Below are 12387 nucleotides of genomic sequence, written 5' to 3' on the forward strand. Positions count from 1 at the left end.
TATGTACCACCACTACACCTTTACCACGGAGCAACTCGGCGAGACGGAATGGGCGATGCCTCTGCTCGCTCAAATGCTAGCCGACTGGGGCTTCGAAAGCTTTCAGGAGGAGCTTGACAAAGGGTTGCTTCACGCCTACATTTCTGATGACGCTTGGCAAGAGAGCGGAGAGGTTGACAGCCAGCTCGCCACAGATGCGGGAGCCCTCACACTATATGATATAGCGTGGCACTATCGCCACGATCTGGCGCCATCCAGTGACTGGCTGGCAGCGTGGCGCAGCACGACCTTCGAGCCGATATCGCTACGGGGGCGTATGCTGGTCACCACGCCCGAGCTGGCTCCGACACTACCAACGCATGAGCTACAGCTACTCATTGAGGCGTACAATTCGTTTGGCTCGGGCGAACACCACACGACTCGTATGATCCTAGAGCATCTACTCGACTACGACGTGACGGGCGCTCAGGTGATCGATATGGGGTGCGGGACGGGCATCCTCGGCATAGCGGCTCTGCTGCTCGGTGCCGACTCGCTCGTAGCGATAGACATATCGTCCGAATGCGTGACCAATACGCTGCACAACCTCCAGCTCAACGGCTTCGTTCCCTCGGAGCGGATCAGCGTACTACATGGTGACGCTGCGCGTCTCTCCGCCTACCCCAGCAAGGCGGATCTGCTCTTTGCCAATATCCATCGCAACATCATCCTACAGGACCTCCCCAGCTACGTAGCGGCTGTACGATCGAGTGGCGAGGTGTGGCTCAGTGGTTTCCTCCTCTCGGACCGCACAGCCATCTGCCAAGGGTTAGCGTCCGTGGGGCTAGAGATTATCGACGAAGCGACCTCCGAGGAGTGGCTCTTCGTACGAACCCGCAAAGCTTAATGGCTACCTACTGAACATTTACCTTGACCTAGCTTGATATGTCCGACACCCAGCCACTGATTACACTGATAGTCACCTTTTACAATGAGGAGGCTTATCTCGATAGTTGTCTGGCATCGGTTGCTTCGCAGGACTACCCCAATCTAGAGATCTTGCTGATGGACGATGCCTCAACAGATGCTTCGCAAGAGATAGCCCGCAGGTATGCAGCCGAGGACGCACGGATGCAGCTACACCGTATGGAGCATAATGGTGGAATAGCTCGTCTGCGCAATCGTGCCCTAGACCTAGCGCAAGGCGACTACATTGCTTGGATAGACGGGGATGACTGGATAGATCCTCACCATATCTCGATGCTCTACGACGCTCTAAGACAAGCGCCCACGCAGCCTGCCATCGTGCTCTGTCCTACGCAAAGGCACCATGCCGATGGCTCAATAAAGGATCAGCGTGGTCTGCGGGTGCCTTACCTGACGACGCTCACTTCGCAAGAGGCATTGATTCTGATGATGACTGGTGACAAGGTGTCTGGGCACTTTTGGAATAAGCTCTTCCCCCGTGAGCTGTTTGATAATGAGCGGATGCCCGAGGGGCGGGTCTTTGAGGACTATTACCTGCTACCTAGGCTAGTGGCCCGTGCTACCTGCTTGATCTGCACGGACCGCACACTCTATCACTATCGACTGCACGCCGCGAGCATCGTGCATGTGGCTAAGCCGCAGAATGTCTACGATCTGCTCCTAGCCTGTCGTGACCGTATCCTCTTCCTGCGCAACAACCCGTCACACCTCTCACCAGAAGTGGCGCACCGACTGGAGATCTATCCGCTCAAGATGATCTACCGTGCGTACCATCGGCTAGCGCATATGGATCACCCTGAGCGTCACGCCTACCTCACCAAGATGGAGGAGGAGTTGCAAGACCTAGGGCTAAAGCCTCTCCGTGGCATACGCTACTCGTCGTATATGTTCCTTCTTTCCTTGCGCAAGCGCTATACCGAGTGGTGGCTCAGGAGCGTCAAGCCCTATTAGCCGGTCCTCCGAGCCTCCTTTCTTAGGTATACTGCGGGGCATTGACACTTTTGTTGCAAAGGAAAGAAGCTCGGAGGAGGATTATACCCGCATTTTCTGTATCTTTGTACTGTTCAAGACACTTAGCGGGAGGAGTCTCTCTGTCTTCCTAAAGCAGAGCCCCCTCTCGTGACGATAAGCCTATTACAATGAGCGAACAAGAGAAAGACATAAAGACTGCACCACAGGATAAAGGTGCTTACTCAGCCAGTAGCATACAGGTCCTCGAGGGACTAGAGGCAGTGCGCAAGCGCCCCGCCATGTATATCGGAGACATCAGCGAGAAGGGACTCCACCACCTTGTCTACGAGGTGGTCGACAACTCCATCGATGAGGCTCTAGCAGGCTACTGTACCGAGGTACTAGTTGAGATCCTACCAGACAACTCTATCCAAGTAACCGACAACGGGCGTGGTATCCCTGTCGACATGCACGCCAAGGAGGGCAAGAGCGCCCTAGAGGTGGTCATGACGGTGCTACACGCTGGCGGTAAGTTTGACAAGGGTTCCTACAAGGTGTCAGGAGGTCTCCACGGTGTGGGTGTATCTTGTGTCAATGCGCTCTCCGAGTCGCTCATTGCCGAGGTGCATCGTGACGGCAAGATCTACCGCCAAGAGTATAGCCGAGGGAAACCTCTGACGGGCGTAGAGGTAGTCGGTGAGGCTTCGGACACGGGGACGCGCATCACTTTCAAGCCTGACGACACGATCTTTCGTGAGACAGTATATAGTAGCGACACGCTCTCGCACCGTTTGCGTGAGCTCTCCTATCTGAATGCTGGCCTACATCTCAAGCTCATTGACCACAGAGTACACGATGAGGAGGGACAGCCTAAGGCGTGGACCTTCTACTCAGAGGATGGCCTGAGCGAGTTCGTCCGCTACGTAGATGGCGCTAAAGAGTCGCTCATTCATGATGTCATCCACCATATTACGGAAAAGCAGGGCGTACCCGTAGAGGTGGCGCTGACCTACAACACCTCTTATCAGGAAAACGTCTACACCTACGTCAACGATATTCACACCATCGAGGGCGGTACGCACTTGACCGGCTTCCGCCGTGGATTGACCCGCACGCTCAAGAAGTATGCGACCGACTCCCACCTCCTAGACAAGATCAAGGAGGAGATCTCGGGCGATGACTTCCGTGAGGGCTTGACCGCTATCGTCAGTGTCAAGGTCGCTGAGCCACAGTTTGAGGGACAGACGAAGACAAAGCTAGGTAACAGCGAGATAGTCGGTGTCGTCGATGCAGCCGTCAGTGAGGCGCTAGAGATCTACCTCGAGGAGCACCCTCTAGAGGCTAAGCTCATTGTAGACAAGGTCATCCTAGCAGCTCAGGCACGTCACGCAGCACGCCGAGCTCGTGAGCTGGTACAGCGTAAGTCGCCCCTCACGGGTGGTGGACTACCAGGCAAGCTAGCAGACTGCTCGAGCAAAGACCCAAGCGAGTGCGAGCTATTCATCGTGGAGGGAGACTCCGCAGGTGGTACTGCCAAGCAGGGACGAGATAGCAAGTATCAGGCGATCCTCCCCTTGCGTGGTAAGATCCTCAACGTGGAGAAGGCTATGCAGCACCGCATCCTAGACAATGCTGAGATCAAGAATATCTACACAGCGCTCGGCGTGACCGTCGGCACAGAGGAAGACTCCAAGGAGCTCAATCTCTCCAAGCTTCGCTACCACAAGATCATCATCATGACCGATGCCGATGTGGATGGTGCGCACATTGCGACGCTGATCCTCACCTTCTTCTTCCGCAATATGCGTCCGCTCATTGAGAACGGTTACGTTTACATTGCCAATCCGCCCCTCTACCTCTGCAAGAAAGACCGCATCGAGGAGTACTGCTGGACGGATGAGCAGAAGGCTGACTTCGTCACCAAATATGGCAACGGTCAGGAGAACCGTATCAAGATACAGCGCTACAAAGGTCTCGGTGAGATGAACGATATACAGCTCTGGGACACGACGATGAATCCGCAGACGCGTACCCTCCGCAAGGTGACCATAGACAACATCGCCAGCGCCGACTCCGTCTTCTCCATGCTCATGAGCGAAGATGTCGAGCCACGACGCGAGTTCATCGAGGAGAACGCTACCTACGCCAACATTGACGCCTAGCGCCTAACTATGACGACCAAGCGTGTTGCCGCCCTGACGATGGTGCGCAACGATGACTTCTACCTGCGCAAGTGGACAGCCTACTACGGGCGAGAGCTAGGCGAGGAGCATCTCTACATCTATCTAGATGGCAAGGATCAGCCCCTACCCGACTGGTGCCCTCAAGCTACGGTCGTGGCGGTGGATAAGATCCAAGGACAGGTAGTCTCTGCCGAGAAGGAGCGACTAGCCTTCCTCTCTGAGCGCGCACAGGAGCTACTCACCACGGGAGGCTACGACCTCGTCATCGGAGTCGATGCAGACGAAATACTTGTCGTCGACCCGCTCGTTGGCATGGGACTCAAAGAGTACCTGAGCCAGATCAAAGTAGGTATCAGCGTCTCAGGATTAGGCGTCGATGTAGGACAGTACCTTCAGAAGGAGGGCGACATACGCGAGGATCAGCCCTTCCTCCAGCAGCGCCACTACGCACGGCTATCAACACGCTATACCAAGCCTTGCGTCATCGCCCAGCCAGTCGTCTGGGGATCGGGCTTCCATCGTATCAAGGGGCACAACTTCACCATTGATCCGCAGCTCTACCTCTTTCACTTCGGCTACTTTGACATGAAGCGTATCGAGGCACGCTTTGCCGATCCCGACCGACGAGAGGCGGGCTGGACCAAACATATCGCTAAGCGGTCGAAAACCATCCAGCAGGTGACCAACCATAAAGCTCGGACGTGGGACTGCACGACGAGACTAGCCCGCAAGCTCCAGACCTATATACGTCCCCCCTATGCGTGGAATAAGCCCGCTATGCTGGGACTCTGTCTCATCGTTGAGATACCCGAGCGCTTTCACGACATAGTCTGAACCATATACATAGTCCATCTCTTATGCCTAAGATCTCCGTCATCATCCCCGTATACAATGTAGAGAAGTACCTGCGACGCTGTCTAGATAGCGTCCTAGCGCAGACCTTCACAGACTGGGAGGCTATCTGTGTCAATGATGGGAGTCCTGACAATAGTGCGCAGATCCTAGCGGAGTATGCCGAGAGAGACCCACGCTTTAAGATCGTCACGAAGGAGAATGGAGGACTATCCGATGCTCGCAACGCAGGTATGGCCGTTGCTAAGGGTACTTTTATCAACTTCTTAGACTCAGACGATCTGATTCATCCACAGACGTTTGAGATAGCCTATGCCCTCGTTGAGCAAGAGGAGGCTGACATTGTCTCCTGGTACAAAGATCCGCTCTTTCGTCCTCGCCTACTCGTACGTCATGCGCTAGGCTTTAACATTGATAAGACGATGCCTCGCGGAATCAAGCGACGATTTTCGCTAGATAAAGTTCTGTACCAGACAACCGACGATATCTTCGCTCATGTTACGGAGTATAGCCATACGGCGATTGAGTACCCGATCAAGCACTTCTACGTATGGCGTCACTTGCTGCGGAGGAGTCTAGTGCAGGATGTGCTCTTTCTCAAAGGAGTCATCTTCGAAGACTTCCCCTGGTGGAGCGAGGTGATTCTAAAAAATCCTCGGACGGTAATCACGGATCTACCCTTTTACTACTACTTCCCCAATATAGGATCCATAGACCGATCCTCCAGTCGGGCCAAGAAGATCAAAAACTGGATCCAAGGCTTAGAGCACATCTATCAGATCTATGAAGAGCGAGCCACACCCCGCCAAAAGAAGTACTGGCAGCGTGAGTGCATGTGGGCTATGATCACTAATCGTATTGCCTACAAGCTAGAGCAGCGTGTCACAGACCCAGAAGATCGGCGAGAGCTCGCTCAGGATCTGAATCGTCTGAACGAGCTGGGGACATTTGACAATCCTTTTACAATCAAGGGGGTCAAAGCTCGCCAGCGAATCCTTCGCTTTATCAGTAAATACCAGTAAGAGAAGGAACTCACACACCTCACCTCAGGATCAAACGACCATATCGCACTATATATGTTTAAGACAAAGAATCGCTGGATCGCGATAGCCTGTCATACGCTCTTGGCTATCGTGGTAATGCAGCTATGCCGATTGCTTTACTTCTTCTACAATCAGTCCTTCTTCCCCTCGGTAGACGGCTGGCAGTTGCTCCGCCTCATGCAGGGAGGCTACAGACTAGACATGGTCGCCATCGCATATGGACTGCTACTCTACTACCTTATGATGATCGTAGGTGCTTACCTACCTAGACGGGTTGAGATGAGTCGCTGGTATCGCTGGGTACGCCATGTAGCATACGTCTTGCCACTAGGGGTCTTCATCTTCCTCAACGTGTCAGACACGGGCTACTATCCGTTCGTCCTGAGGCGAGCCAATAGTGACATCTTCCGAGAGTTCCAGGGGAAGAGCATGTTTAGCTTCTACAAAGACTTCGTCGTAGAGTTTTGGCCTCTGACGATAGCCTTTTTAGTCTTACTAGCTCTCACCATAGCTGGCTACTGGCTGGTGCAGTATCAGCGCAAGGAGCGCTCCTCTCGTCGCTCTTATTGGGTAGACGCCTCTTGTACTCTAGGGATGGTCATCTTCCTCTTCTTCAGTATGCGTGGTACTTGGGACCTTTCGAGCAAACCCGTACCAACGACGCACTTCTTCTCTTATGCCACAGACCCAGAGCAATTTCCCTTGCTACAAAACACCCCCGTCGCCCTGACAAAAGACGCTGCCTCACGGCAACTCTTCACCTTCTACACAGACGAAGAGCTCCCTACCATCTTCACACCCTACTATCAGGCGGCACCGCTCTCTGAGGGCGACACGCTCTTTGGCTCCATGCAGGGGCGCAACGTTGTCGTCATCATCTTAGAGAGTATGGCGCGAGAGTATACAGGCTACCTTAATAGATATATCGACGGGTATCCGAGCTACACCCCTTACCTCGATAGCTTGATGCCACACACGCTCTATGCGCAGTACGGCTTTGCATCGGGCAAGCGATCGGTCGAGTCCTTTCCCTCCATCTTTGTCTCACTACCCTCGTTTGGTGGCACCTTCGACGATGAGGCGTGGACTATGGACAACTACCAGCACTTCGACTCCTACGACACGGGCTTGCCCCTATCACTAGGCGATTACGGCTACCACCTCAAGTTTTACCACGGTGATGAGCCGGGAGCTATGGGCTTCTATTCCTTTCTCAATCGCCTAGATGTACAAGATCAATACACCGCTCAGGACTACCTAGCCACGCACCCTAATGAGTCTAGTGCTAAGGTCGGTACATGGGGTATCCACGACCTGCCCTTCGAGCAGGCCATGGCTGACGATATGAAATCGCTGAAAGAGCCCTTTGGAGCCTTCTTCTTTTCGCTCTCTAATCATAGTCCGTTTAGTATGCCCAAGGGTTATAAGGGACGCTTGAAGCAGGGCACCCTCCCCATCCATCAGACGGCTCAATATGCCGATGAGGCTCTCCGAGAGTTTTTCGAGCGGGTCAAAGATGAGCCGTGGTATCGTAACACGCTCTTCGTCATCACGGCAGACCATACCAGCCTCAGCGACCAACCTCTATATGCCAACCTAGCGGGACATGCTGCAGCACCTATCTTATTTTTCGACCCGCAGGGCAAGCTACATGGAGAGATCAGCGACTATGTCGTGCAGCACATAGATATCCTCCCCACCCTCCTCTACCTACTCGGTATCACAGAGCCTGTCCTGAGCTACGGGAGCAACATCTTCGACCAGCATGCGGAGCACTATGCGCTCAACTTCTATCACAACCAGTACCTCTTCTTCACGAAGGCACTCACGCTCACGATGACCTCCGATGGTCAGGTCACTGTCAAGGAGCCCGCAGCCTACCTGCAGACAGAGCCCAGTCGTGCCACCGCCCCCACCTCGTCAGCGGTAAAGCACTACACAGCACTCTTTAAGGCGATCGTGCAGGACTACAACAATCGTGTCCTCAAGAGCTCCTTCTCCATCAGAGATGTGACCCCAAAGTCGTCAGACTAGCCCAGCGACATCCCGCTTGCTGCATTACAAGACGTAATTTGTAGAGTAGCTTGCACAGCCTCGTAGGAGCAACGCACGACAATCAAACGGCTTCTGCACGATAATCACGTGAGGATTGAATAGCACTATGAAGGGAGGCCGAGCCGTGGTCCCTACAAAGCAACGTCTCGCTTTGACGAAACCGGACGCACCGACTTCTGCATCCGAGCTGTACGTCCCTACTAAGGGCTACACGTGAGATTTACGGAGTTGGGGCCAGAGCGGATCTTCATCGGATAGAGATATTTTTCGTAACTTAGCCTTCTGAAAGTAGAGGTCTCTCTAAAGCTGTCAACCCAACTAGTGGCACCAGCTGAGTGAGCGTGGATGACGAAGAGGAATTTGTATCTGAGTGCGTCTGCTAGCCTCTACGACCAAGCGAATAAAACACATTAGACTCTATGGAAGATAGTATAGATAGGATTATCCCGGTGGACATTGAGGACGAAATGAAGACCTCTTACATTGACTACTCAATGTCTGTCATCGTGTCTCGAGCACTACCCGATGTACGCGACGGTCTCAAGCCGGTGCATCGTCGTGTACTCTACTCGATGAATGAGAGTGGCAACACCTACAATAATCCTACCCGCAAGTGTGCACGTGCCGTCGGTGATATCATGGGTAAGTACCACCCCCACGGCGACAGCTCCGTATACAATACATTGGTACGTCTCGCGCAGGGATGGAACATGCGCTACCCGCTCGTACAGGGGCAGGGTAACTTTGGTTCTATCGATGGGGACTCACCCGCTGCGATGCGTTACACCGAGTCAAGGCTGAATCAGTTTGCCCAGGAGATGCTCCGTGACATTGACATGGAGACGGTCGACTTTCAGGACAACTTCGACGGGGACTTCAAGGAGCCTACCGTGCTCCCCTGTCGTATCCCTAACCTCCTGATCAATGGTGCTGCCGGTATCGCTGTCGGTATGGCGACCAATATGGCTCCGCACAATCTAACGGAGACACTCAACGCCTGTATCGCTTACATCGAGGCTCGTGGTGAGATTACGGTCGATGAATTGATGCAGTATGTCAAGGCTCCAGACTTCCCCACGGGTGGTGTCATCTACGGCTACGAGGGGGTCAAAGAAGCTTTCCGCACGGGACGTGGACGTATCGTCATACGTGGCAAGGCAGACATAGAGGAGTACCACAACCATGAGCGCATTGTCATACGAGAGATACCCTACCAAGTGCGCAAGAGCGATATGGTCGCTAAGATTGCTCAGCTGGTCAACGAGAAGAAGATCGACGGCATCAGTGACATCTCTGATGAGTCGAGCAATAAGGGTATCCGCATTGTCATAGATATAAAGAAGGACGCCAACGCGGGTGTCGTCCTCAACTACCTATATAAGTACTCCGACCTGGAGAGCTACTTCAGTATCAATAACATTGCGCTAGTCAATGGTCGTCCTCGTCAGCTCAACCTTAAGGACCTCATCGGTCACTTCGTCGATCACCGTCACGATGTGGTAACACGTCGCGCGCAGTATGAGCTTCGCAAGGCACAGGAGCGTATCCATATATTGGAGGGCTTGATCATTGCGGTAGACCACATTGACGAGGTCATACGCATTATCCGCTCTAGTGAGGAGACTCGCGAGGCGATGAATCGACTGATGGAGGCTTTCAACCTCTCGGAGCTACAGGCTCGAGCCATCGTCGATATGCGTCTACGACAGCTCACGAAGCTTGATATTGACAAGTTGCAGCACGAGTACAATGAGCTCAAAGAGCGCATTGACTACTTGAACCTCTTCCTCAGCGACATCAATATGCGTATGGAGCTGATACAGGAGGAGTGCCGTGAGATCATTGACAAGTATGGCGACGAGCGTCGCTCGGAGATTGTATACGCTTCGGAAGATCTGAATCCTGAGGACTTCTACGCCGATGAGGATATGGTCATCACCATCTCTCACCTAGGATATATCAAGCGTACGCCACTCTCGGAGTTCCGCACGCAGACACGTGGCGGTGTCGGCGTCAAGGGAGCCGACAGTCGTGACGAAGACTTTGTCGAGTACATCTACTCAGCGACGATGCACGCTACGATGATGCTCTTTACCGCTACGGGACGTGTCTACTGGCTCAGAGTCTTTGAGATACCTGAGGGCTCCAAGAGCTCTAAGGGCAGACATATCCAGAACCTTCTAGACCTTGACGAGGAGAACCGCATCACAGCCTTCCTACGTATTAAGAACTTAACGACCGATGTGGATTTTGTCAATACGCACTACCTCGTCTTCGCTACAGAGCAAGGCTTGATCAAGAAGACACTCCTAGCTCACTACGCTAATCCTCGCAAGACAGGTGTCCGTGCGATCAACCTACGTGACGATGATCAGGTCGTTTCGGTGGCTCTATCGAATGGTAACTGCGAGATATTCCTTGCCAATCGCAATGGGCGCTGTGTTCGCTTCAACGAGCAGGAGGTACGTCCTATGGGGCGCACAGCGACAGGTGTCCGTGGCATCCGTCTCGATGACGACCCCAACGACAAGGTCGTCGGTATGGTAGTGCACCGCCTGAAGAACAGCGACGAGACCATCCTCGTCATCAGCGAGAAAGGCTATGGCAAGCGTTCGCTCATCGACGACTACCGCATAACCAAGCGTGGCGCCAAGGGTGTCAAGACGATCAACGTGACCGATAAGACGGGTCAGCTCATCGACATACGTGCCGTAGAGAACGATGACAACATCATGATCATCAACAAGAGTGGCGTCGCTATCCGTCTTTCTATGGATCAAGTACGTGTCATGGGACGTGCTACTCAGGGGGTCAAGATGATTGACCTCAATAAACGTTCGGACGAAATCGCATCTATATGTAATGTAGTGGCCGAGGAAGAAGAGCCAGAGCTCGTAGACGAGGCTGACCTAGACGACCCCTCAGAGTTTGTTCCACAAGAGGAGGATCTCAATGACCTTGACAACTCCTCTGCACAAGATGAGGAGGACAGAGAGGATTAGTCTCAAGCCGTAAGCCATCTATATTAGAGAGAGTAAGACAAATAACTAGTAACACCGATTTAGAATATGAAGACAACACGCAAAGTAACCCTAGTGCTACTCGTGCTAATGAGTGCACTGACACTCGGATTCGCACAGACCTCAAACGTTAGAGGGGCTGACCGTCTATCCGATGCTAGCAAGCCAGACTATCCTGGCGCTCGCGCTCTAATCCAGCAAGCTCTTGAGAATCCTGAGACCAAGGACGACGCCAAGACCTGGTACACAGCTGGACTCATCGAGGAGCGTGCCTTCACAGGCGAAAACCAGAAGAGCCTCAAAAACGAGCAACAAGACCTGCCTAGTATGTACAAAGCTCTCCTGGCTATGCACGAGTACTACAAGAAGACCTACGAGGTCGATCACCAGCCCAACGATAAGGGCAAGGTACGTCCTAAGTTTGAGAAGAAGATTGCTAACGCATACAAGGACAACATCCTCTACTACATCAATGCGGGAGGATACTACATGGAGCAGAAGGACTTCAAGAGCGCACTCCAGGCATTCCAGTCATTCAGAGAGATCAAGCGCTCTCCCCTATTCGAGGGTGATAAGTTCGCTCAGACAGACTCTAACTCGCTAATGGTTGACTTCTTTGCCATCATCACCGCTTACCAGGCTGGCGACAAGAAGCTAGCTATCCAGTACGGTGAGGAGCTCAAGAACACGGGCTACCGTCAGAACGAGGTCTACCAGATCCTCGCCCAGACCTACATCGAGGAGGGCGACACAACCAACTACATCACGACGATGCGCGAGGGTCTCAAGCTCTTCCCCAAGGAGGCGTACTACTCCGTCAACCTGATCAACACCTACATCGTACAGAACAAGTATGACGAGGCGCGCACCTTCCTCAAGCAAGCTATCGAGCTCAATCCTGAGAACCCCCAGCTCTATGACGTGATGGGCAAGCTCTACGAGGAGAGCGATGAGCAAGAGGCGCTCAAGTGGTTTAACAAAGCTATCGAGATAGACCCCAACTACGTCGAGTCTCTCTGCAACATCGGTCGTATCTACTACAACGAGGCTGTAGAGCTCTCTGACAAGGAGGAGGGCGGTGCAACAGCTGCTCAGCAGAAGCGCATCGCACTACTCAAGAAGGCGCTTCCTTACCTCGAGAAGGCTTACAGCATCAATCCTGATGCGTCTTACTACCTACTCGGTAATATCTACTACGCACTGGGCGACAACGCTAAGTACGAGAAGATCCAAGCTGCTCACGGCAACTAATCGCTAGTATGCGCTAGCGCTCTAGCTAGTCTGACAACAATATAGGAGACAGATCCACACTGCGGG

At 53.1% G+C, this 12387-nt stretch carries 8 protein-coding genes; all 8 read left to right on the forward strand.

Features of this window, described 5'->3' with window-relative positions; all coding sequences use genetic code 11:
• The first annotated feature begins 1 nt into the window (after nt 1).
• Nucleotides 2-886 (forward strand): 50S ribosomal protein L11 methyltransferase, encoded by an 885-nt coding sequence (prmA, locus tag L215_RS0105730; RefSeq protein WP_025882597.1) that lies wholly within the window; start codon nt 2-4, stop codon nt 884-886.
• A 38-nt stretch (nt 887-924) separates the two neighbouring features.
• Complete coding sequence (locus L215_RS0105735) at nt 925-1917, forward strand: glycosyltransferase family 2 protein (protein WP_027451483.1); 993 nt, start codon at nt 925-927, stop codon at nt 1915-1917.
• A gap of 188 nt (nt 1918-2105) precedes the next feature.
• Entirely contained in the window at nt 2106-4079 is a 1974-nt protein-coding gene (gene gyrB, locus L215_RS0105740) for a DNA topoisomerase (ATP-hydrolyzing) subunit B (protein WP_025882594.1), read from the forward strand.
• A gap of 9 nt (nt 4080-4088) precedes the next feature.
• The gene (locus L215_RS0105745) at nt 4089-4934 is read left to right on the forward strand and encodes a glycosyltransferase family 2 protein (RefSeq protein ID WP_027451484.1); all 846 of its coding nucleotides are present in this window, start codon (nt 4089-4091) and stop codon (nt 4932-4934) included.
• Between the two features lie 23 nt (nt 4935-4957).
• Nucleotides 4958-5974, forward strand: coding sequence for a glycosyltransferase family 2 protein (locus L215_RS0105750; protein ID WP_025882593.1), 1017 nt, complete (start codon nt 4958-4960; stop codon nt 5972-5974).
• A 54-nt stretch (nt 5975-6028) separates the two neighbouring features.
• The gene (locus tag L215_RS0105755; RefSeq protein WP_027451485.1) at nt 6029-8029 is read left to right on the forward strand and encodes an LTA synthase family protein; all 2001 of its coding nucleotides are present in this window, start codon (nt 6029-6031) and stop codon (nt 8027-8029) included.
• Between the two features lie 440 nt (nt 8030-8469).
• Nucleotides 8470-11052 carry a DNA gyrase subunit A gene (gene gyrA, locus L215_RS0105760; protein WP_025882592.1) on the forward strand — a complete coding sequence of 861 codons (2583 nt, stop codon included), beginning with the start codon at nt 8470-8472 and terminating at the stop codon, nt 11050-11052.
• Nucleotides 11053-11118: 66 nt separating this feature from the next.
• Nucleotides 11119-12321 carry a tetratricopeptide repeat protein gene (locus tag L215_RS0105765; protein WP_027451486.1) on the forward strand — a complete coding sequence of 401 codons (1203 nt, stop codon included), beginning with the start codon at nt 11119-11121 and terminating at the stop codon, nt 12319-12321.
• Nucleotides 12322-12387: the final 66 nt, after the last annotated feature.

Source organism: Porphyromonas uenonis DSM 23387 = JCM 13868 (assembly GCF_000482365.1).
Taxonomy (GTDB): domain Bacteria; phylum Bacteroidota; class Bacteroidia; order Bacteroidales; family Porphyromonadaceae; genus Porphyromonas; species Porphyromonas uenonis.